Source organism: Enterococcus sp. BSD2780061688st2 D3 (genome assembly GCF_005844145.1).
GTDB lineage: Bacteria > Bacillota > Bacilli > Lactobacillales > Enterococcaceae > Enterococcus_B > Enterococcus_B durans.
This window is the reverse complement of record NZ_SPHN01000004.1, coordinates 92,420-113,827: the sequence shown is the minus strand read 5'-3', so window position 1 is coordinate 113,827 and position 21,408 is coordinate 92,420. Positions and strand designations below refer to the sequence as shown.

Below are 21,408 nucleotides of genomic sequence, written 5' to 3'. Positions count from 1 at the left end.
ACCGCTGTATTCAAAAAAAGTATTTAAAAAAGCTAACAAATAGCAACCAAGTTTCTCCATCGAGAGATTTGGTTGCTATTTGTTGTCTAAAAGAAGTCTGAGGGCAAACTGTAGCGGAAAAATCGTACGTTGGTAATGGATTTTTTTACAGAAATTCAGAGTTATTCTATGATCGGCAAAGTGATCCTGACGGTCGTGCCGACGCCAATAAAAGATTCGATCGTGAGACCATATGCTTCACCAAAGGATAAGCGGATGCGTTCATCAACGTTTTTGATTCCTATTCCCGAAAAGAAATCAGTCGTTTTTTTCGTTAAACTAGTATCGAATCCATCTCCGCTATCCACTACCTCAAAGATCAAAGAATCGTCATGAAGCTTGCCAAATAACGTGATAAATCCTGTTTTTTTCGATTGAAAAGCATGGAGATAGGCATTCTCAATGATTGGTTGGATCATCATATTCGGGACCTTGAAAGAAAATAATTCCTCAGGTACCATGATCCGGGTAGAAATTTCGTCCCCATAACGAAGTGCAAGAATGTGGATATAACTTTGCACACTATTCAATTCTTCACCTACTGTGATCAGTTCCTCTTTTTTCCCGATCGTACTTCTTAACAAATCAATAAAATGGTCGATCCCAGTAATGGTCTCTTCATTTTTTCCTTGCCAAATCAGAAACTTCAAACTTGTCAATGTGTTGTAAATAAAATGAGGCTGGATCTGCGCTTGCATCGTCTGTATCTCCAAGATACGTTTTTTCTTTTCGGCTTTAATCGATCGTTCGTGGCTCTCTTCGATCGTATCAAGCAATTGATTGATCGTAGAACCTAGTACTTTTGTTTCGTAAGTTCCTTGGATCGATACATGGGCATTCGGGGCCGTTTCTTTGTTTTGTTTGATCGAATGGATCAAGGCATAGATCGACTTCGTCTGGCGGTTCATGTAACTAAAAACGACGCCTCCCACGAGGATAAGAATGATCAAATTGAAGAAAATGATTGGGAAGAGGATCCCCATCTGATTGGTCACTAAATTGCTATCGACTTTACTGATAAGTGTTGAATTTTGTCGATACAGGGGAAGCCTGGTCAAGCGTGCAGAGCCGATCGTTTTTGTTTCATTGCTGGTCAAATCAGTAAACAAATCGGAAGTCGTACCAATCATAGTAGCTTCGTTTGATGAAATAACAGTCTGTTCTTCATTAAGCAAATAGATTTTTGAGATATCTGGATTGATCATGGTGCTGAAGAGATGCGCCATTTGTTTGGAAGAGATAGCAATGACAGCATAGCCATAAACTTGATTCAGCGAAGTCTGCAATTTTTTGACAAAAAGAATACTTTTTTCTGCTTGATTTTTCTGTGTAAGTCCAAAATCAACAAAGACCATTTGAGTTGACGCAGACACCTGATCGATCTTATTGCGGATCTCTAATTGAAAAAAAGCGTTCGCATCCATGCTAGCGATGAGGTCATTTCCAACAAAGGTCCGCCCGTTTTCTCCGAAAATCATCAGGTCATAATCGATATAAGGAGAAATAGCGGTAAAGCTGAGTGTCATCTGATGGATCTCTTTTAAATCTGAAAGCTGTGATAACGCAGGCTGGTTTTCCGTAGAAAAGTAACTTTCTACCCCTGGATTTTCGGCAATCGAAGATAATGTCTTTTCTATATTATCATTCAGCATTTCAAAATCTCGTTGGATTTTTACTAAACTTTGTTCATTCGATTTATCAAATAGGTTGACATAAGCCTCTTTTGATTGGTGATAAATAAAAAGTGAAATAATGATCGCTTGAGTGAACAGTGCAATAAACAAAATGATGAATAATTTTGTAAATAATTCGTATTCTTTGAGTTTTGCTTTCATTTCACCATGCTTCCTTTGCGGTAATGGGACGGACTCATCCCTGTTTCTTCTTTAAAGACTCGTGAAAAGTAGCCTAAGTCGGTATAACCCACTTGAGAACAGATTTCTGAGAGAGGGTCAGTTGTTTCTGTTAAGAGTCGTTTTGCATGTTGGATACGCACTTTTTTTAGATATTTTGTAAAGTTGATGCCGTATTTTTCCGTGAAAATAGTCGAAAGATAACTATAAGAAAAGTGGAATTTTTCTGAAATAGATTGTAAAGACAGGTCTTCGTGGTAATTTCTCTGAACGTATTCATAAATCAATGTTAAAATAGCAGAATTCTCTTTTTTTTCAGGAACGACCCAGACCATCAACTGTTGAATGATGTTGGTAAATATTTGTACAAAACGCTCAATAGCAAAGGCATCAGCAAATTGTGCCGTCAAAGTCATTTTTAATTTGGTCAATTCGTAATGTTTCTCTTCTTCATCGTCCATTGCATGGATCAGCGCATAGAGTCGATTCATTGTTTCATGTTTCAAAAATAAGGGATCGATTCTTAGGACGATCATCGTTTCAACTGTAGCGCTCAATTCTCTGATTGCTGACAAATAATCTTTGTTCACGATTTTTGTGAGGTAGCTTTTCGTACTCGTTTCATAATGAGGAACAAGCGGAGTTAGTTGATCTGCTACCAGTGATCCTTTGTGCAAATGATAAAATAACTGTCCCTTACCATTCTTTTTGAGGAGCGTAAACTCAGTATAAAGTTCAGAAAAATCAAGTTCCTTGGAGAGGATACAAAGGGTCTCCTTCGTCTTACTGGTTTCTGATAGATAGTCGATAAGTTGAGGGTAAATATCGGTACTAGCCGTATTGATCAAGCAGCCGAATCCACGATTGAGGGTCGTGAAAGGGAAAAATTCAAGTGGCCATTCACTGGTTAGAGATTTTTCTTTCAGATAAGTCAGCTCTTTCATTTCGTTATAAACAAGATAAAAAATGGGATAGGAAAATTTTTTTTTGGATAAAGCAGTTGTTTGTCCGGAAAAATAATTCGCTAAATCTTGCTTCAAAGACTCCGTTGTGGAAGGGAGTTTCTGTTTCTTGTGCACTAACTTCGTGATTGCTGAAAGTAGATTCTCCGGGTTCAATTTTGGTTTAAGTAAATAGTCCGAAACGCCACCAACAAAAGAATCTTTTACCAGTTGAAAATCATCATGACTTGAAAGAACAAGGATTTGGACATCTGGTTGTTTCTTTTTGAATAAGCGGGAAAGTTCAATGCCATCCAATTCTGGCATGATCAGATCAGTCACTACGATATCCACAGGTTGATGGTCAAAAAAATCAAGCGCTTCCAAAGAATTAGAAAAGGCACCTACTATATTGATGTCATGGCTAGCCCAATCAACTAGGTTCGTCAAGCCGTGTAAAATGGTTTTCTCATCATCGATGAACATTAAATTTGTCAAGAAAGTACCTCCTTTAAATAATGCTAATTTTAAAATACGTGGATTTAAAAAGAAATGCAAGTACATTTCAACGAAGTAGTTCATTTTGACCAAATGGATATTTGGATTTTTTTCTTATTTTAGGACTTTTTTTGGAGGAACACGAAAACACAAGAAAACGGTTACAATGTTTGGTAATATACAAACTGTACCTAAACAATAAATGAAAAAGGACGGGTTGACTATGAATTTCAAAAAGATTTTAGCAAGTGCCGCGATTTTAACTGCTGCTGCAACTTTATTTGCGGGATGTGGGAATTCTTCTGATTCAGCAGCAAGTAATGATGACAAAGTAACAGTGTGGGCATGGGATGAAACTTTTAATATCAAGGCGGTCAATGAAGCAAAGAAAGTCTATGAGAATGAAGACGTTGATGTGGAAGTGGTGACTATGTCACAAGATGATATCGTGCAAAAATTGAATACGGCATTGGCGAGTGGAAATACCGATGGCTTACCAAACATCGTCCTGATCGAAGATTATCGTATTCAAGGCTATTTGAATTCCTATCCGGATGCCTTTGCGGACCTAACAGATATTGTTGATGAAGATAATTTTGCGGCTTATAAATTCGCAGTGAACAAAGTGGGCGATAAAATCTATGGTGTTCCTTTTGATTCAGGAGTGACTGCTAATTTTTATCGTACAGATCTTCTGGAAGAAGCAGGGTATAGTCAAGAAGATATGCAAAATCTAAGTTGGGATGATTATGTAAAAGTAGCAAGAGATGTCAAAGAGAAGACGGGCAAGAAAATCACTGAAGTCAACCCATCTGACCTTGGAAGAGTTCGAATGATCATGCAAGAAGCTGGTGAATGGTATACAGCAGAAGACGGGAAAACTGTCACTATCGAAAATAATCAATCTTTGAAATATGGATTGAATCTCTTTGCAACATTGTTGAAAGAAGACTTAGTGGAACAAACGTCTGATTGGAATGCAGGTGTAACAGCAATCCAGTCTGGGGCTATCGCATCAAGTCCTATCGGTGCTTGGTATTCATCAACGATCCAAGGAGCAAAAGATCAATCAGGAAAATGGGCAATTGCACCAACACCTTCACTTCCTGCTGACATGCAAAAAGCACAAGCGTCAAACTTAGGTGGTGCGGGCTGGTACCTGATCAAAGGTGTTTCTGGAGAAAAGAATGCCAAGGATTTCTTAAAAGAGACGTTTGCTACTAATGCTGACTTGATGGGAACTTTAGCGAAAGAAATCGGGTTAGTCTCAACGATGTTAAGTGCTAAGGATCAAAAAGTGTATCAAGAACCTTCTGAATTTTATAGTGGCCAAAAAGTATTCGATGATTTTTCTAAATGGACAGCAGAGATACCAGAAGTGAATTATGGACAAGAAACGTATGCGATCGAAGCGGTTGTAGCAGAATCGTTGCACCGGATCATCAATGGAGAAGACACAGATAAAGTATTAGCAGATACACAAAAACAAGTAGAAGCACAATTAGCAAATTAAGGAAATGATCAGCGAAAATGAGTAGACGGTTCGTCTAGTCGAGACGTTGATGAAATGAATGGTTGTTAAATTAAGTAGATAGGTAGCTAGCACGAAGCGCTGCGAAGATCAGCGAGGTCTAAGCAAACTGCTTTGTGTATAGCTCCTACAAAAAAATTTCTAACTGTTTTGTCGGGAGCCTCGTAGCAAGAAAGTTAGAATCGGTATAATGAAAGTGGGTAATAGAATGAGAGGAAAAGATTTATTTAAGAATGGGAATGCTTTTTTGATCCTACCAGTCCTAATGATTTCGATCATGGTATTTATTCCCATGATTCTCGCGCTGATCACATCTTTTCAAAGCGGTCCCCCAGTCAATATGACCTTCAATGGGTTGGGGAATTATCAGCGGATGTTGAACGATACGACATTCAAAAAAGCATTTTTTAATACTTTTTTATATCTACTGGTACAAGTTCCAATCATGTTGTTTTTGGCACTTTTTGTATCCAATTTATTGAATGATAAGAAATTGAAGATGAAGGGATTGTTCCGAACAGCTATTTTTTTACCTTGTATCACTTCAATGGTCAGTTATTCTCTAATTATGAAAAGTCTCTTTTCACAATCTGGTTTGGTCAACAATATGCTCATATCGATTGGCTTGATCGATGATCCAATTGGCTGGTTGACTCATCCGGTTTGGGCTAAGGTCTTGATTATTATTTCAATCACTTGGCGGTGGACAGGGTATAATATGATTTTCTTTTTATCGGGAATGCAAAATATCAATCCAGAGATCTATGAAGCGGCGGAAATCGATGGGGCTTCAAAGTGGCAACAATTCATTAAAGTAACGATCCCTAATTTAAAACCGATCATTTTATTTACGTCAATCACTTCGACGATCGGCACACTTCAACTGTTTGATGAAGTACAAAACATCACTGGTGGTGGGCCTGCAAATGCAACTACCACGCTTTCACAATACATCTATAATCTAAGCTATAAATTCACTCCAAATTTTGGCTATGCGGCGGCAGTTTCGTTTGTCATCGTGATTTTTATCGTACTTCTATCAGTTATACAAACTAAGGTTGGAGGGGAAAGTCGATGAAAGAAGTCGTTCAAAGGAATGAAGTAGTAAAAAACGTTGAAAAAAAGAAAACAAGTTCTTTTCGTTTTCTTGATTTGTTCAAATACACCGCTTTAAGTATCATCTCGTTTATTTCCATCTTTCCCTTTGTATGGATGATTTTGGGAATGACCAATACAGCGATCGATATTTCGGGAGGAAAATTAAAAATCGGCGACAATCTGATCGTCAATTTTCAAAACCTTTTTTCAAATGACTTGAATTTTATGCGCTCCTTGGGAAATTCTGCGATGATCGCAGTCGTCACAACAGTTTTTGCGCTGTTGATCTCTTCTATGGCAGGGTATGGATTTGAGATTTATAAAAGTAAGCGAAAAGAAAAAGTATTCAATATTTTGCTTTTATCGATGATGGTGCCTTTTGCGGCGTTGATGATCCCGCTCTATCGGATGTTTTCACAATTGAATGGCACAGTTTTAGGTATCAACAGTTTCTTAGTAGTGATTCTTCCTTCCGTGAGTACAGCGTTTTTGATTTTCTTTTTCCGTCAAAATGCAAAGTCCTTTCCGAAAGACCTAGTCGAAGCTGCACGATTGGATGGACTAAAAGAGTTAAGTATCTTCTTTCGAGTCTATTTGCCAACGGCTAAGAACACATACGCAGCTGCGGCGATCATTACCTTTATGAGTAGTTGGAACAATTATTTATGGCCTTTGGTTGCTTTGCAATCACCAGACAAACGTACAGTTCCGTTAGTATTGTCAGCAATGGGTGCTTCTTATACACCAGATTACGGCATGATCATGGCTGGTCTAGTGATTGCAACGTTACCGACTGCTATCGTATTCTTTGTCTTACAAAAACAGTTCGTGCAGGGGATGATCGGTTCTGTGAAATAAGTGTCAACGAAAAGAACATGGACACGCAAATGAATAAGTCGAATAATCTGAGGATATCTTTTTCTATTTTCAGGATTATTCGACTTATTTTGCGAGTAGACGAGTATGCCAGTGGTCTAATAAATCTTTTGATCCTAATGTGTCGTCATCAAAATTTTTCACTCCACTAAAATTTTTGTTATAAAAAAATCGATCAGAAATTCTCAAATAAAATGTGAACGTTTTCTGTTTATGCTCGATAATTGGATGGATATCAGGTAGAATGGAATAAAGGAGGAGGATACATGCTAAAAAACTTTAAAGAAGTTATCACAGCAATAGTACCGATGACCGTGTTGATAGTTATTTTAACGGTTATATTCGCTCCACTCACTTCAGAAGAGATGGGTTCGTTTCTATTTGGAGCGGCGATTATGATGATCGGTATGACATTATTCTTATTTGGTGCGGACTATTCAATGATGGAAGTTGGCGACTTGGTCGGTAAATACCTGATCAAGAAACGGAATCTACCGATTTTGATCAGTTTAGGCTTCATTATTGGAATCGTTATCACTATTGCGGAGCCTTCTGTTCAAGTATTGGGACAGCAGGTGTATGAGATCTCGGATGGTGAGATTGGCCGATTGCTTTTGATTGGGATCGTGAGTATCGGAACGGGGGTCTTTTTAGCTTTTGCTCTATTACGTGTCGTATTCAAAGTATCTTATTATCGCTTGATGGCAATCGGTTATTTAGGTGTGCTGATTGCATCCTTTTTTACCACTACTGAATTCATGCCGATTGCATTCGATTCTGGTGGTGTGACGACTGGTCCTGTCACAGTTCCTTTTATTTTGGCATTAGCTGGAGGAATGACGAGTATGATCCGGCAAAGCAAAAACGAAAATGATAGCTTTGGTATGGTCGGCATTGCTTCCTTAGGTCCGATACTAGCGGTGATGATCTTGGGGGTGATTTTCCAATGAGTACGATCCAGGAATTATTTGCTGGGATCGAGGTGATCCTGTACGAAGTGGTCTTAGCAGTTTTACCAATTGTTCTGCTATTTATTTTGCTGAATTTTTTTAGTTTCCGTATACGCAGAAAACGATTCTGGAACATTCTTAAAGGCTTTTTGATCACGACGATTGGATTGGTTTTGTTTTTGCATGGTGTCAATATGGCCTATGTTCCGGTGGGACAGCATTTAGGAAGCGCGATTGCTGCAATTGAACAGAATCATCTATTGATTCCGTTAGGTTTTATCATGGGCTTTCTAGTGGGGTTTGCTGAACCAGCGATCCATGTCATGGTAAAACAGGTGGAAGAACTAAGTGAAGGAAGGATTCGAGCAAAAGTCATGCTAGCAGTGATATCGATTGGTATTGGACTAGCTGTAGGCTTATCTATGTGGCGATTACTAGCCGGTTTTTCTCTTTATTACTTCCTGATTCCAGGTTACGGTCTTGCCTTTATTTTAGGTAGAAAAGTAGACAAACTTTTTTTAGCTATGGCATTCGACAATGGCGGAGTAGCTACAGGGCCGATGTGTTCGACCTTTCTTTTATCCATGTGTGTGTCTATTGCAGCGCAAATCGAAGGTAGAGATCCGATTATCGACGGATTCGGAGTTGTGGCGATGATTGCACTGACGCCAATCTTGTCCACTTTAGTTTTGGGCTATATCTATAAGCGAAAAGATGAAAAAGATCAGAAAGAAAAACTAAAATTACAACAGTTGGAGGAAACACGATGAAAGATTTAGTCGCTTTGAATTTGCATATGATCGTCACGATCGTTGACGGCGGAATAGGAGAAGATGTGATCGACTATTCCAAAGCTGCTGGAGCGGCAGGCGGGACGATTCTACATGGCCGGGGATCTGGCGTGCATGATACGGGCAAGTTTTTAGGGTTGGAGATCTCACCAGAAAAAGATATCGTTTTGACCCTTGTTCCTGACAGTATCACAAATGAAGTGATGGATGCTATTGGCAAAGGGATACATATCGATGTACCAGGTAATGGGATCTGTTTTAGTATCGACGTCGACAAAGTGATCGGGATCACGAAGATCCATCAATACCGTGAGACGATCGGCATGAAAGAATTACTAGAAGATGATTCATAAGTAAAATATTCTAGTTTTAGGCAAAAAGCACAGGCAAGCAAATTACTAAATTTTTATGAAATCCCTCTCTTTTTTCCAGACAACTTCCTTTGAATATGCTATTTTAAAGTAGATAAAGGAGGAGTAAAATGAATTTTTTAGTTGTTTTAAAGGACAAAGCCATTGAACGTTCAACCTTTCTTTATGTTCAATTAACTGAAGATAAAACGCTGTTGCATTTTTCGCCAGAATTCCATTTAGAAGGCTTGACTTTGGGAGAAATTTATCGATCAGAAGGACTGGATGCTATCTTAGCTTTTTTCAATAAAGAACTGGAGTTGCCAGTCAAAGATTACCTTGAGCTTTCATTAGAGAGCTGGGATCAGGTCGTATTTGAATTGTTTCCTAATGGGATGACAATAGAAGAGAACCAACAGCAGATCCATCTGACAGATCAAGAACTACAAGATCAGATGCGTTATCAGGTGGACGAAAAAAATTCTTTTTCCATCTTTCAAAGACAGCAGAAGATTTTAAAAAGTTTCCTAAAAGAAATCGGAAAAAAACGAAATCTATTGAAAACAACACAATTGCTAAAGAAACATTCAGAACTACTGCACACCTCTATACAGTTTCCTCAACTGATTTCACTGATTAGACGCTTTTTACGCTTGAAAGAAGTGCCTTCGAAAAAACTGACGCTTCCTCTAAACGACACGTTTCGTGTGGTGAAAAGAGAAGATGAGAAGAAAGTGATCGTCATTGATTTTACCAAAAATCGAAATGCTCTTCATCGTTTGACATTGGAAAAGGCTAATTGAGCCTTTTCCTTTTTTGTTTTTTTTGACATAATAGACAGGAATAGGAGGAATTCTTATGGCACAAATTTGGTTTGAACGTATAATAAAATTAAGAAGGAATTACAATCGACTGATGAAAGGGAGATATGGGAAGTTTGATGCGCTGAATCGATTATTACTGATTGGGGCATTGTTGTTCAGTTTATTCCGTAGATGGCTACCTTTTTTTATCGGCTATTTTGTTTTTGCTCTTTTGATAGGCGTAATCCTTTATCGTTTCCTTTCAACGAAAATCTATCCAAGGCTGAATGAAAATCAGCGTTTCTTGAAGTTTGCTGAACAGATAAAAGAGAAGGCACACCGGTTTTCAAGCAAACAACCAAAGAAAACGACTGTGAATCACTATACATTCTTTGCTTGTCCAACTTGTCATCAAAATCAAAGAGCACCTAAAGGAAAAGGGCGGATACGTGTGACTTGTAAAAAATGCGGTACTCAATTTGAAACGAAAGTTTAGGTGGGAATGTGATGAAACTAGTATTATTAAGACATGGTGAAAGTGAAGCAAATTTTGAAAATTACTGGACAGGCTGGCTTGATGTCGCGCTGACTGAAAAAGGAATGGAACAAGCAAGAACGGCTGGTCGTAAGATGAAAGAAAATGAATTGCTTTTCGATCACGTATATACGTCTGTGTTAAAAAGGGCTATCAAAACTTCCCAAGTGGCATTAGAGGAAATGGGGCAACTGTATCTTCCTGTTGATAAGACTTGGCGATTGAATGAACGTCATTATGGTGCTTTAGTTGGGAAAAACAAAGAGAAAATGAAAGCCGAGTTTGGTGCAGAACAAGTGAAAAAGTGGCGCAGAGGGTATAAAGAAGTCCCGCCATTAGCAGCCGAAAACCACTTTGATCGCAGATACGACCAACTTGATCCACGATTGATCTCCCACGGTGAAAGTTTAGAGATGACCGTTGAACGGGTGATCCCATTATGGCAAGACAACTTGGCGCCACGGTTATTGGATCAGCAAAACATTTTAGTCGTTGGACATGGCAATAGCTTGCGGGCGTTGACGAAGTATCTGGAAAATGTGCCAGAAGACCAGATGGATACGATCGATATCCCAAATGCGCAACCCATCCAGTACACGTTCAATGATCAGTTGGAAATCATCGAGAAGTCTCTTTTATAAAAAACGAGCGGAAAAATACTGTATAAAGGAAAGAATCACATGGAAATCAAGAATTACATCTGGGATTTTGACGGAACATTATATGATAGTTATCCAGCAATGGTTGAAGGAGCAGCAAAAGCGCTTCAAGATTTTGGAATCATCAAAGATCCCGGAGAGATTTACCAAACAATGAAGAAATTTTCTACCCGTCAGCTTAGAGAGGAATATCAGCTTGAAGAAGAGGAATTCACTCCGTTATTCCATCAATATGAACGTGAAAGTTCTTTGAAACCACAACCATTTGCGGCAACTGAAGAAGTCTTGCGTTCATTGAAAAATCATGGGGCTAGACATTTTATTCTGACCCATCGTCTCACGGAATCAACATGGGAATTGCTTGGAAAATACGGACTGACAGATCTGATTGAAGAAGTTGTCGGGATCGATCAGAATTTTCCCCGCAAGCCTTCCCCTGACGCCTTGAATTATCTGATCGAACGTTTCGAGATGAAAAAATCAGAAACGATGATGATCGGTGATCGGCGTTTAGATATCGAGGCTGGAAAACGGGCGGGGGTCCTCACTTGTCTATATGATATCGATCATTTTCTCGGAGAAATCCCTGCAGATTATGTTATTGATGACTTGAGGAAAATCCTTACGATTTAGAGGGAGCTCACAAATAAGTATCCCTCTTCAATCACAGGTATGTTATAATTTGGGAAAGGAGTGATTACATGGAAATCAGAAGACAAAAAGAAGTAGTAGAGTCATTTCATTATGATATGAAGCCAAAAGATCAAGAGGTAGAAACAGACTTGAAGGTAGGATTTTCACCGTTAAAGGAAACCATTGAAAACTATCCGAAAGAGCACAGTATCGTAGGAGCTCGGTTAGAGTTTCGATTGGTTTTCGATACATATGTTTTATCTGGAAGTGTAAGTCAAATCAACCATGTCCTCAATCGTAAAATCGAGGGTCAAAGTGATGTAACACAAGAAGAGGTCGATCAATTGGTCGCTCCGTTATTTGATATCGTTAAACGATTAGCATATGAAGTGACTGAGATTGCCTTGGACCAACCAGGTGTGAAACTGAATTTTCAATCTGAAAAAGAAGCGTAAAATGATCAGTGATAGTTAAAAGCTATCGCTGATTATTTTTTCTATTACTAATTGTAAGCAAAATAACTGTTATTTCTTCTCGAATAGTCTAAAATGGTTAAGTCACTGAAAAAAAATTTTTTTCAGGAAAATGTCTGAAGAGTCATTTTCGGGAACCTTTACTTCCTTCGATGGACTTGTCATTCAAAATTAGAGGAGGAGAAAAATGACAACACTCATCACAGTTTTAGTGGTTCTAGTTTTTGCGGCATTATTATATGTGTTTTATCGAATGCAAAAGCGCCATACAAAATTTTCAACACGTGTCTATACGGCACTAGCTATCGGAATCGTTTTTGGTGGCTTATTACAATTGATTTTCGGAGTAGATGACCCAGTTGTGAGTCAATCGATGCAATGGATCAATATCGTAGGGGAAGGCTATGTGGGCTTCTTACAAATGTTGATCATGCCATTAGTGTTTGTGTCGATCGTTGGCGCATTTACTAAAATGAAAGTCTCTGAAAAATTAGGGAAAATCAGTGCAACTGTTTTAACTTCGTTATTAGCGACGACTGCCATCGCAGCGTTGATTGGGATTGGTACAACGATGCTTTTTGGTCTTCAAGGAGCAAAATTCACAGAAGGTGCTGCGGAAACCGCTCGTATCTCTGAATTAGCCACAAGACAAGAAGCGGTAAGCGGCTTGACGATTCCCCAACAGATCCTATCTTTTATTCCTAAGAATGTTTTTGCGGATCTAGCTGGGACTCGTGCAACAAGTACTATCGGCGTCGTTATCTTTGCTGCCTTTGTAGGGATCGCCTACTTAGGAGTAAAAAGAAAAGCACCGAAAGAAGCAGAATTCTTTTCAAATTTGATTGATAGCTTATATAAAATCGTGATGCGAATCGTCACATTAGTCTTGCGTTTGACACCTTATGGAGTTTTTGCATTGATGACGAACGTATTAGCAACTAGCGATTTCGTTGCGATCGTCAACTTAGGGAAATTTGTATTGGCATCGTATGTTGCGTTATTAGCTGTTTTGATCGTTCATTCACTGATTTTGATTTCTGTAAAAGTGAATCCGATCGATTACTTCAAAAAAGCATTCCCTGTCTTAAGTTTTGCATTTACATCCCGTTCAAGTGCAGGCGCTTTGCCATTGAATATTGAAACGCAGACAAAAGCGCTAGGTGTAGATGAAGCCACTGCAAACTTCTCTGCTAGTTTTGGGTTATCTATTGGTCAGAACGGCTGTGCCGGTGTCTATCCAGCTATGTTAGCAACCATCGTTGCACCAGCTGCGGGAATCAATGTCTTTAGTTTAGAATTCATTTTGATGTTGGTAGCAATTGTAACGATCAGCTCATTTGGTGTTGCTGGTGTCGGTGGTGGAGCAACATTTGCTTCATTGATCGTATTAGGTGCGATGAACTTACCAGTTGCAATCGTTGGCTTAGTGATCTCCGTAGAACCATTGATCGATATGGCCCGGACAGCAACAAATGTCAGTGGTAGTATGGTTGCCGGAATCGTTACAAGTGCAAGGATCAAAGATCTAGATCGAGATGCAATTAAAGATGATTCAAAAGTAATCGACGTAAATGCTTAAATATTAAAAGAAAAGCATGACTGAGTGAGACAGAAACTGTCCGTTCGAGTCATGCTTTTTTATGAATCCTTTGATCGATTTCAACGCATCGAGGTTTGTCATATCTCAATCTATTGATAGAATCATTTCAATTATTCCGAAAAGTGAAAAAGTGAAATTCATCTACAGCAAACTTAAAGAATATTAAAGGATAATTTTGTTGAATTACATCGAATTTCATTTTTTTCATAATATTTTCTCTCCAAAGTTTATATATTTATTTTTTTGTCTCCCGGCCTTTTATGTAGAAATACAACGCTAAACACCCATAGATAGTTAAAATGCTTATAAATGTTGATAGTATAAAACTATCAATGTTTAAAATATTTTCTACAGCTTTACTAAGTCCTTTAGCAATTAGTAAGCTAATTCCTACGTTTAGTCAAGAGGAAAAGAATAAAAATTAATTATTGAATTCCAGATCAAATATCCTTGATACTCGTTTCAAATTTTTCATCAGGGGGCTATACTTTATTTATAATAAACACGATTGTATCGCTGTTTTAAGTATAGCAGAAAAAGATTTGCGTAAAGATAGAAAAACGATATGTATGGTTAGAGTATTTAAAGATGGTAATTTAGAAGATTGTTTGGAATGTTTCTGTCGAGTAAGATGGCCGAATATCCCCAACCCTATTGATTTGTATCGTTTTTTTTGAAATTGATCGTAGTACCTCAAAGAAAAGTCATTTTAAAGACCTTTTAAAGGGGGTGCTGGGATCAATGGAAGAAAAAGTACCTTCTAAATTTAAGGAGTTAGTAATTAGAAAAATTGATCAAGCTATTTTGCAAGTTATAAATACTTATCCTGATGGAAAGTATTGCTTTGGTATGAAAGAAAACGGAGTAAATAAAAAAGGAGATCAAATTTATAGATCTAAGTATAATGATGAAAAAACAAGACGTAAAAGACCTAAATTATATGAGCAGTTTGGTTTAGATAGACGGATAAGTTTTTGTTATTCTGATGATCGCTTTTGCGACATCTGTTTTGCTGATTAGTGACCATAAGGACAAAAAATAACCATCTAATCACTTTGGGTAGAAGTTAGATGGTTAAAAACTATAAAAAACTAATGCTACCGTCTTTTTAACGGGTCTACATTGGGGCTATGTTCGAGCATAGTCCCTTTTCTTTATATTAGCTTAAGTTGTTGAGTCTTGCAAGTAAGCTGTATATGTACGAACAAAATTATGCAAAGAGGTTGGGACAAAAGTGTTTAACTCCGAGAAATAAGAAGAAATTCACGAAAATTGCTTTTCAAATTTTTGTGAATTTCGGCTTATTTAAGAAGGAGTTACTTCTGCTCCCACCGTTTATTCGAGAGTCTGTGGCAAAACTGATTTTTAGTTTTGTCCCACGCTCTTTTTAAAGTAAGGCGAAGTTCTTTGTCTTTATCAATAACACATTTCGAGGAAAGAGAATCAACATGGATGACAGGTTTTTGAGATAAGGTTTTCTTACGTTTTAGGATAAAGTTTGAAGGACTGGTAAACATAGATTTTTAATAGGCTGTATGCTAAACTGGATGAGATTATGGCTCTTTTTAGAGAAATGTGGAGGGAAAGTATGTTTACCAATGAATTGAAAATCATGTTGTATGTCGATGATGTAGAAAAAAATACAGCGTTTTGGACAGCTGTCGGCTTTAAAGAAATAGATCGTCAAGAAATGGATGGCACATTGATCGTTGAGGTGGCTGCCACAGAAGGTGCTTCAACATCTTTCGTGTTGTATGATCGTGCGTTCATCGAACAGCATTCACCTGAAACGGCTGGAAGTTCACCTTCTTTGATGTTTTATAGTCAAGATATTTTCGGCTTATATAAAAAGATGCAAGAATACGGTGTTACATTAGGTGACCTTGTTCGTATTGGTGAAGAGTATGTCTTTAATTTTGCTGACCCTGACGGCAATTACTTTGCTGTGACAGGAAAAGAATAAACAATCGCTCTATTTGTGAAAAGTAGACTGCCAAGGATATATGTTGGTGGTCTTTTTTTTCCTGTTTTCCAAAGACAAACTGTGATTGATTGAGTTATGGGTTACAATCAAGTATGTAGCGTAAAATTTTGTGGCCAACTACCAAATAAAAACAATAATTATATTATGTAAACTTTGGGTTTGAACAGTAATACACAAGCATAAAAATCGTCAAAGTACACTTCCTTTTTTATACTATTTTGGAAGGAATAGAAGGAAGGAAGAAAAAAATGAACTACCAAGTATTACTCTACTATAATTATACGACAATTACTGATCCCGAAGAATTTGCGAAAGACCATCTTGCTTTTTGCAAGTCATTGAATCTAAAAGGCAGAATCTTAGTTGCGCATGAAGGAATCAATGGCACTCTTTCTGGAACGATCGAAGATACAGAAAAATATATGGAAGCGATGAAGGCGGATGCCCGTTTCTCAGATACCTTTTTCAAAATCGATCCTAGTGAAGGGCATGCGTTTAAAAAGATGTTTGTTCGAGCACGTCCGGAACTTGTTTCACTTAAATTGGAAGAAGATGTCGATCCTAAAGAAATAACGGGTGCGTATCTTTCACCAAAAGAATTCAAAGAAGCAATCTTAGACGAAGATACAGTAGTGATCGATGCAAGAAACGACTACGAATATGATCTTGGTCATTTCCGCGGTGCTGTTCGCCCAGATATCCGCAGCTTTAGAGAATTGCCAGAGTGGATGCAAGCACATAAAGAAGAATTTATGGAAAAGCGTGTGGTCACTTACTGTACGGGGGGAATTCGTTGCGAAAAATTCTCTGGCTGGCTTGTCAGAGAAGGCTTCAAGAACGTTGGTCAACTTCACGGCGGTATTGCAACATATGGTAAAGATCCTGAAGTCCAAGGAGAGTTGTGGGATGGAAAAATGTATGTCTTTGATGAACGGATCGCAGTAGATATCAATCAGGTCGACAAGCAGATCGTTGGGAAAGATTGGTTTGATGGTACGCCATGCGAGCGCTATATCAATTGTGGCAATCCCGAATGCAATCGGCAGTTCCTCACATCTGTAGAGAATGAAGAAAAACACTTGGGTTCTTGTTCTGTTGCCTGTGCACAACATCCTCAAAATCGTTATATCAAAGAACATCAACTAACGAGCGAAGAAATTGAAGCGAAGCTGTCTGTTTTTGCTTAAAATCATTTATTAGAAAAATGGAGAACGAAGCTGTAAGAAACAAGAGAAAAATCAGGGATTTCACTTTTGGAATTTTCGAGGATCTCAACATCTAAAAAGGGATATTCGTTCCAGTATTTAGTCAGTTTAAGAGGAAGAGAAAAAGTATTTTTTTACTTTTGAATCTTCCTCTTTTTTCTGTTCTCTGATAAAAATATGAGCTATACTGAGGAGCAAAGGAGGGGAATGAAATGAAACCTTATATTTATGCAATCGGTGATGTCCATGGAGAGTATGATCTTTTTCAAAAACTTGTTGCACACTATGATCCCTCAATCCATCAACTGGTTCTGCTGGGTGATTTAAATGATCGCGGTCCACGTACAAAAGAGTGCTTTTTATTAGGAATGAAATTGGTAAAGGAAACGAATGCAGTCTATCTTCGTGGCAATCATGAAGAATACTTTTTACAATTTCTCCAAGCACCGGAAGATTGGTACGCTCCCTACGTACGCAATGGGGGCAAAGAAACGTTTGAAAGTCTGTTGCACCCAGGAGCTACAGAAGAATATTCCCCAACCGAGATTGCCATGATGATCCGTTCGAGATATCCTGAGTTGATCGATTTTTTGTGTGAGCGTCCGCTATATTATGAGTGGGAAGAGTACTTATTTGTTCATGCAGGCGTTGATTTAACAAAAAAAGATTGGCGACAAACAAGTGATCGGGATTTTCTATGGATTCGAGAACCTTTTCATACAGGAAAAAACAATACAGGGAAAACGATCGTCTTTGGACATACCATCACACCTATGTTGCATGGTGATATGCAGACGACTGATTTATGGTATGGTGACAATCTGATCGGTATTGATGGTGGGGCAGTCTTTGGTGGTTCATTGCATGGCGTTGTTTTTGATCGATCAGGGATCGTCCAAGATATCGAATATCAGAATAATGAAGGCAGTTGGAGAGGCTAGAAAACCAGAAAAGTGACAGTTGTTTTGTGTCGCTTTTTTGTTTTGTGATCAGTTCCTATAAAATATGATAAAATAGAAAGGAACTATATTTATTTGGCATTCTTGGTGACGGTCACGAGTAAGGATGTCTCTATTTGCAAAGGAGTTTTTTAATGACGGAGAAATTAAATCAAACAATTGTTCAGCTTGTTCAAAAAGAACTGGCTGATTATCATTCAAAACAGTTAGTAACGGTCTTGAATTTATTAAATGAAGGAAACACAGTGCCGTTCATTGCACGTTATCGTAAGGAAATGACGGGCAGTCTCGATGAAGTCCAAATTCGAGAAATCGAAGAACGATATGCCTATTTGGAAAATCTAGAAAAACGTAAAACAGAAGTTATTCGATTGATTGATGAACAGGAAAAACTAACACCAGAGTTAGAAAAGGCAATCACTTTGGCAGTGAAGATGCAGCAAGTGGAAGACCTTTATCGTCCTTACAAACAAAAGCGGCGTACCAAAGCAACGATTGCAAAAGAAAAAGGCCTCGAACCTTTTGCACAATGGATGCTCCAATTCACGCAAGGGGATATTCGTGAAGAAGCGAAAAAGTATCTAAGTGAAGAAAAAGAAGTACAAAGCGTAGAAGAGGCACTACAAGGTGCGCATGAAATCATTGCTGAACAAGTCAGTGATGACGCAAAATTCAGAACGTGGATCCGCTCATACACTTACAACAAAGGACTGTATGTCAGTGCCGTCAAGAAAAAAGAACTCGATGAAAAAGGCGTATATGAAATGTACTATGCATTTTCCGAGCCTATCCATAAAATTGTTTCTCACCGTATTTTAGCAACTAATCGAGGAGAAAAAGAGGATATCTTGAAAGTATCGTTACAAGTGGATGAATCGGCGGTGTTGTCTTATTTAGAACGCCAAATGATCAAAGATCCAGATTCACCTGCGGCTGTTGCGGTAAGGGAAGCATACCAAGATAGTTACAAACGTTTTATCCAGCCTGCCATTGAGCGTGAAGTACGTAATGAACTGACAGAAAAAGCAGATGAACAAGCCATTGCGATTTTTGGCGAAAATCTCCGTAACTTGTTGTTACAGCCACCGTTGAAAGGCAAAGTTGTTTTAGGGTTTGATCCTGCTTATCGTACAGGCTGCAAGTTGGCAGTAGTAGATGCCACAGGTAAGGTTTTGGCAATCGAAGTGATCTACCCACATAAACCAGCAGCACAAGCAAAAAGAGAAGCGGCAGGACCGGCTTTTGTCAAATTGATCAATCAGTACAAGGTAGATATGGTAGCGATAGGAAATGGCACAGCTAGTCGTGAATCTGAGTTGTTCGTCGCAGAACAGTTAAAAGCAGCTGATCACAAGGCATTTTATGCGATTGTCAACGAAGCTGGTGCATCGGTCTATTCAGCTAGTGACATTGCCCGTCAAGAGTTTCCCAATCTACAAGTAGAAGAACGTAGTGCTGTCTCGATTGCTCGACGCTTACAAGATCCACTAGCAGAACTAGTGAAGATCGATCCAAAAGCTGTTGGGGTAGGCCAATACCAGCATGACGTCTCTCAAAAAAGATTAGCCGAACAATTGGATTTCGTGGTTGAAACAGCGGTGAACCAAGTGGGTGTCGACGTCAATACAGCGAGCCCGCAATTATTGCAGCACATCTCTGGATTGAACAAAACAACAGCTCAAAACATCGTGACTTACCGTGAGGAAAATGGTGCTTTCGATACGCGAACACAATTGAAGAAGGTGCCAAGATTAGGACCGAAAGCTTATGAGCAAGCAATCGGATTTATCCGTGTGCCTGGTGGGAAAAATGTATTGGATAATACAGCGATCCATCCTGAAAGCTATAGTGTAGCCAAAGAGATTCTAAAAACAAACGGGTTGTCTGAGAAAGAGTTAGGGAAAGCGGAAGCCATTGAGATACTTTCGCATCTATCCGCTACTCGTTTAGCCGAAACACTGGCTGTAGGTGAAGAAACCTTAGCTGATATATTAGATGGGCTGACTAGACCAGGAAGAGACATGCGTGATGAAATGCCAGCACCATTGCTTCGTTCAGATGTTTTGAGCATGGAAGATCTAAAACCTGGCATGGAATTGAAAGGGACAGTTCGTAACGTGATCGATTTTGGTGCTTTCGTCGATATCGGGGTCAAGCAAGATGGATTGGTCCATATCTCTAAATTAAGTAAAAAGTTCGTCAAACATCCAACTGATGTCGTTTCTGTAGGTGATGTAGTCACTGTTTGGATCGATCAAGTCGACACGAACAAAGGACGAATCAGCTTGACGATGCTTTCTCCTTATGAGGAATAAACTGTGACTCAAGAAGAATTGCAACAGTTGGTTGAAAAGATCTCAATAGAAAGTTTCCATTTACCTTTTAGGCATCGCGCTGTTTTTAATGCTCGGTTAAGGTCCACTGGTGGCCGTTACCATTTAAGCGATCATCATCTAGACTTTAATCTCAAGATGTTCAAAGAGGTAGATGAAAAGACAAAGATCGGGATCATCAAACATGAATTGTGCCATTATCATTTACACTTAAGGAACAAAGGCTATCGTCATCAAGATGCCGATTTTAAGAACCTTTTGAAAAAAACTGGCGGTATTCGTTATGCGCCGAGAGTATCTACCAATCAGGTCAAAAAAATCGAATGTTACGAATGTCAAAATTGTTCAGCACTCATTTACCGCAAACGAAAAATAAATACAGAACGTTATATCTGTGGAAAATGTCACGGAAAATTAGTATGGAAAGAAACAAAAAATGTAGCAGAAAAGTCATGCTGATGGGGGAAAAGAATGGATAAACAGGCAGAAAACTATCAAGACTGGAACCAGCTGTTAACTTTTTTAGCTGACAAGAGTTCTAGCCAAATAGATGAGGCTTCTTTAGTGATTCTAGCGGGTAACTGCTTACCCATATTAGCGGATAAGGCAGCAGAACTTTATCAAAAAGGGCAAGTGAAGAAAATATTTCTTGTTGGTGGCATCGGACATGCTACGGCAAAACTTCATCGTAATTTTGAGAAGCAGGGGATTTTTTTAGATCCAACATTGAGTGAAAGTGAGATGTGCTTTCAGTATCTCAAAGAAAAATATCGGCTCCCAAACGAGGCATTCCTTTTAGAAACTGCATCTACCAATTCAGGTGAGAACGCCCGCAACGCCTTAGCAATATTGCGTCAAGAGGAAGAACTTCCTCGCCAAATCTTACTGATGAACGATCCTACTTTGCAAAGAAGGACAAAAGCGACTTTTGAAAAAGTATGGCAAACAGAAAATGTCAAATTTATCAATTATGTTCCTTTTGTGCCTCAAGTGGTCGCTATTGGGGAAGAAATCCAGTTCACTCAGCCTGAGTTGAATGGCCAATGGTCAAAAGAATACTTTTATGCACTGGTTCTAGGGGAAATGGTTCGCTTGAAAGACGATGAAAATGGCTATGGACCAAATGGTAAGGGCTATATGAATCACGTAGAGATGCCTGAAACAGTTTGGTCAGCTTATCGGCGGATCACTGCTCAATTCGATGAGCGATTCGTTCGGTAGGTTATAGTAACGGAGGTTAGTCAAAGAATGAAAAGTTCCATCATTTATTTCTGTTTTTTGACAGCCAATACGATTT

General features: G+C 38.7%; 22 protein-coding genes. 20 read left to right on the top strand and 2 right to left on the bottom strand.

The window, feature by feature from the left end:
- Positions 1–161: 161 nt before the first annotated feature.
- Together FGQ66_RS04965 and FGQ66_RS04960 are read right to left on the bottom strand one after the other, a co-directional pair.
- On the bottom strand, positions 162–1,874 hold the full coding sequence (locus FGQ66_RS04965) for a cache domain-containing sensor histidine kinase (protein ID WP_138301900.1): 1,713 nt from the start codon (positions 1,872–1,874) through the stop codon (positions 162–164).
- Complete coding sequence (locus FGQ66_RS04960; protein ID WP_138301899.1) at positions 1,871–3,415, bottom strand: response regulator transcription factor; 1,545 nt, start codon at positions 3,413–3,415, stop codon at positions 1,871–1,873. The genes FGQ66_RS04965 and FGQ66_RS04960 overlap by 4 nt, the downstream gene beginning before the upstream one ends.
- Positions 3,416–3,554: 139 nt before the next feature.
- Between FGQ66_RS04960 and FGQ66_RS04955 the strand changes: the two genes are divergently transcribed.
- From FGQ66_RS04955 to FGQ66_RS04860, 20 genes are all read left to right on the top strand, one after another.
- The gene (locus FGQ66_RS04955) at positions 3,555–4,844 is read left to right on the top strand and encodes an ABC transporter substrate-binding protein (RefSeq protein WP_138301898.1); all 1,290 of its coding nucleotides are present in this window, start codon (positions 3,555–3,557) and stop codon (positions 4,842–4,844) included.
- Positions 4,845–5,070: 226 nt separating this feature from the next.
- On the top strand, positions 5,071–5,940 hold the full coding sequence (locus tag FGQ66_RS04950) for a carbohydrate ABC transporter permease (RefSeq protein ID WP_138301897.1): 870 nt from the start codon (positions 5,071–5,073) through the stop codon (positions 5,938–5,940).
- Positions 5,937–6,818 carry a carbohydrate ABC transporter permease gene (locus FGQ66_RS04945; protein ID WP_138301896.1) on the top strand — a complete coding sequence of 294 codons (882 nt, stop codon included), beginning with the start codon at positions 5,937–5,939 and terminating at the stop codon, positions 6,816–6,818. Before FGQ66_RS04950 ends, FGQ66_RS04945 begins: the two co-directional genes overlap by 4 nt.
- 284 nt (positions 6,819–7,102) lie before the next feature.
- Positions 7,103–7,786, top strand: coding sequence for a DUF1538 domain-containing protein (locus FGQ66_RS04940; protein ID WP_005879910.1), 684 nt, complete (start codon positions 7,103–7,105; stop codon positions 7,784–7,786).
- Positions 7,783–8,556 carry a DUF1538 domain-containing protein gene (locus FGQ66_RS04935; protein WP_138301895.1) on the top strand — a complete coding sequence of 258 codons (774 nt, stop codon included), beginning with the start codon at positions 7,783–7,785 and terminating at the stop codon, positions 8,554–8,556. The genes FGQ66_RS04940 and FGQ66_RS04935 overlap by 4 nt, the downstream gene beginning before the upstream one ends.
- Positions 8,553–8,930 carry a P-II family nitrogen regulator gene (locus FGQ66_RS04930; RefSeq protein WP_005879906.1) on the top strand — a complete coding sequence of 126 codons (378 nt, stop codon included), beginning with the start codon at positions 8,553–8,555 and terminating at the stop codon, positions 8,928–8,930. The genes FGQ66_RS04935 and FGQ66_RS04930 overlap by 4 nt, the downstream gene beginning before the upstream one ends.
- Before the next feature lie 128 nt (positions 8,931–9,058).
- Positions 9,059–9,730, top strand: coding sequence for an LCP family glycopolymer transferase (locus tag FGQ66_RS04925; RefSeq protein ID WP_081134509.1), 672 nt, complete (start codon positions 9,059–9,061; stop codon positions 9,728–9,730).
- Between the two features lie 55 nt (positions 9,731–9,785).
- Positions 9,786–10,226, top strand: coding sequence for a hypothetical protein (locus FGQ66_RS04920; protein WP_138301894.1), 441 nt, complete (start codon positions 9,786–9,788; stop codon positions 10,224–10,226).
- A gap of 11 nt (positions 10,227–10,237) precedes the next feature.
- Complete coding sequence (locus FGQ66_RS04915) at positions 10,238–10,906, top strand: 2,3-bisphosphoglycerate-dependent phosphoglycerate mutase (RefSeq protein ID WP_138301893.1); 669 nt, start codon at positions 10,238–10,240, stop codon at positions 10,904–10,906.
- A 45-nt stretch (positions 10,907–10,951) separates the two neighbouring features.
- Positions 10,952–11,557 carry an HAD-IA family hydrolase gene (locus FGQ66_RS04910; protein ID WP_171024574.1) on the top strand — a complete coding sequence of 202 codons (606 nt, stop codon included), beginning with the start codon at positions 10,952–10,954 and terminating at the stop codon, positions 11,555–11,557.
- Positions 11,558–11,625: 68 nt separating this feature from the next.
- The gene (locus tag FGQ66_RS04905) at positions 11,626–12,012 is read left to right on the top strand and encodes a DUF1149 family protein (protein ID WP_005879896.1); all 387 of its coding nucleotides are present in this window, start codon (positions 11,626–11,628) and stop codon (positions 12,010–12,012) included.
- A 205-nt stretch (positions 12,013–12,217) separates the two neighbouring features.
- Entirely contained in the window at positions 12,218–13,609 is a 1,392-nt protein-coding gene (locus tag FGQ66_RS04900; RefSeq protein ID WP_081134504.1) for an L-cystine transporter, read from the top strand.
- A gap of 675 nt (positions 13,610–14,284) precedes the next feature.
- Positions 14,285–14,650 (top strand): DUF6037 family protein, encoded by a 366-nt coding sequence (locus FGQ66_RS04895; RefSeq protein ID WP_227644974.1) that lies wholly within the window; start codon positions 14,285–14,287, stop codon positions 14,648–14,650.
- Between the two features lie 176 nt (positions 14,651–14,826).
- Complete coding sequence (locus tag FGQ66_RS15655; RefSeq protein ID WP_138301891.1) at positions 14,827–15,021, top strand: hypothetical protein; 195 nt, start codon at positions 14,827–14,829, stop codon at positions 15,019–15,021.
- Between the two features lie 197 nt (positions 15,022–15,218).
- The gene (locus FGQ66_RS04885) at positions 15,219–15,593 is read left to right on the top strand and encodes a VOC family protein (protein ID WP_005879892.1); all 375 of its coding nucleotides are present in this window, start codon (positions 15,219–15,221) and stop codon (positions 15,591–15,593) included.
- 269 nt (positions 15,594–15,862) lie between these two features.
- Positions 15,863–16,801, top strand: coding sequence for an oxygen-dependent tRNA uridine(34) hydroxylase TrhO (trhO, locus tag FGQ66_RS04880; protein WP_138301890.1), 939 nt, complete (start codon positions 15,863–15,865; stop codon positions 16,799–16,801).
- Between the two features lie 230 nt (positions 16,802–17,031).
- Entirely contained in the window at positions 17,032–17,760 is a 729-nt protein-coding gene (locus tag FGQ66_RS04875) for a metallophosphoesterase family protein (protein WP_138301889.1), read from the top strand.
- A 152-nt stretch (positions 17,761–17,912) separates the two neighbouring features.
- Positions 17,913–20,093 (top strand): Tex family protein, encoded by a 2,181-nt coding sequence (locus tag FGQ66_RS04870; protein WP_138301888.1) that lies wholly within the window; start codon positions 17,913–17,915, stop codon positions 20,091–20,093.
- Positions 20,094–20,096: 3 nt separating this feature from the next.
- Complete coding sequence (locus tag FGQ66_RS04865; protein WP_005879884.1) at positions 20,097–20,570, top strand: SprT family protein; 474 nt, start codon at positions 20,097–20,099, stop codon at positions 20,568–20,570.
- 12 nt (positions 20,571–20,582) lie between these two features.
- Positions 20,583–21,332: a YdcF family protein gene (locus FGQ66_RS04860; RefSeq protein ID WP_138301887.1), complete on the top strand. Its 750-nt coding sequence runs from the start codon at positions 20,583–20,585 to the stop codon at positions 21,330–21,332.
- Positions 21,333–21,408: the final 76 nt, after the last annotated feature.

Bases quoted from the DNA above. Each gene is read 5' to 3' on its own strand.
- FGQ66_RS04965 (WP_138301900.1), bottom strand. From the start codon at position 1,874: ATGAAAGCAAAACTCAAAGAATACGAATTATTTACAAAATTATTCATC.
- FGQ66_RS04960 (WP_138301899.1), bottom strand. From the start codon at position 3,415: ATGAACTACTTCGTTGAAATGTACTTGCATTTCTTTTTAAATCCACGT.
- FGQ66_RS04955 (WP_138301898.1), top strand. From the start codon at position 3,555: ATGAATTTCAAAAAGATTTTAGCAAGTGCCGCGATTTTAACTGCTGCT.
- FGQ66_RS04950 (WP_138301897.1), top strand. From the start codon at position 5,071: ATGAGAGGAAAAGATTTATTTAAGAATGGGAATGCTTTTTTGATCCTA.
- FGQ66_RS04945 (WP_138301896.1), top strand. From the start codon at position 5,937: ATGAAAGAAGTCGTTCAAAGGAATGAAGTAGTAAAAAACGTTGAAAAA.
- FGQ66_RS04940 (WP_005879910.1), top strand. From the start codon at position 7,103: ATGCTAAAAAACTTTAAAGAAGTTATCACAGCAATAGTACCGATGACC.
- FGQ66_RS04935 (WP_138301895.1), top strand. From the start codon at position 7,783: ATGAGTACGATCCAGGAATTATTTGCTGGGATCGAGGTGATCCTGTAC.
- FGQ66_RS04930 (WP_005879906.1), top strand. From the start codon at position 8,553: ATGAAAGATTTAGTCGCTTTGAATTTGCATATGATCGTCACGATCGTT.
- FGQ66_RS04925 (WP_081134509.1), top strand. From the start codon at position 9,059: ATGAATTTTTTAGTTGTTTTAAAGGACAAAGCCATTGAACGTTCAACC.
- FGQ66_RS04920 (WP_138301894.1), top strand. From the start codon at position 9,786: ATGGCACAAATTTGGTTTGAACGTATAATAAAATTAAGAAGGAATTAC.
- FGQ66_RS04915 (WP_138301893.1), top strand. From the start codon at position 10,238: ATGAAACTAGTATTATTAAGACATGGTGAAAGTGAAGCAAATTTTGAA.
- FGQ66_RS04905 (WP_005879896.1), top strand. From the start codon at position 11,626: ATGGAAATCAGAAGACAAAAAGAAGTAGTAGAGTCATTTCATTATGAT.
- FGQ66_RS04900 (WP_081134504.1), top strand. From the start codon at position 12,218: ATGACAACACTCATCACAGTTTTAGTGGTTCTAGTTTTTGCGGCATTA.
- FGQ66_RS15655 (WP_138301891.1), top strand. From the start codon at position 14,827: ATGTACGAACAAAATTATGCAAAGAGGTTGGGACAAAAGTGTTTAACT.
- FGQ66_RS04885 (WP_005879892.1), top strand. From the start codon at position 15,219: ATGTTTACCAATGAATTGAAAATCATGTTGTATGTCGATGATGTAGAA.
- trhO (WP_138301890.1), top strand. From the start codon at position 15,863: ATGAACTACCAAGTATTACTCTACTATAATTATACGACAATTACTGAT.
- FGQ66_RS04875 (WP_138301889.1), top strand. From the start codon at position 17,032: ATGAAACCTTATATTTATGCAATCGGTGATGTCCATGGAGAGTATGAT.
- FGQ66_RS04870 (WP_138301888.1), top strand. From the start codon at position 17,913: ATGACGGAGAAATTAAATCAAACAATTGTTCAGCTTGTTCAAAAAGAA.
- FGQ66_RS04860 (WP_138301887.1), top strand. From the start codon at position 20,583: ATGGATAAACAGGCAGAAAACTATCAAGACTGGAACCAGCTGTTAACT.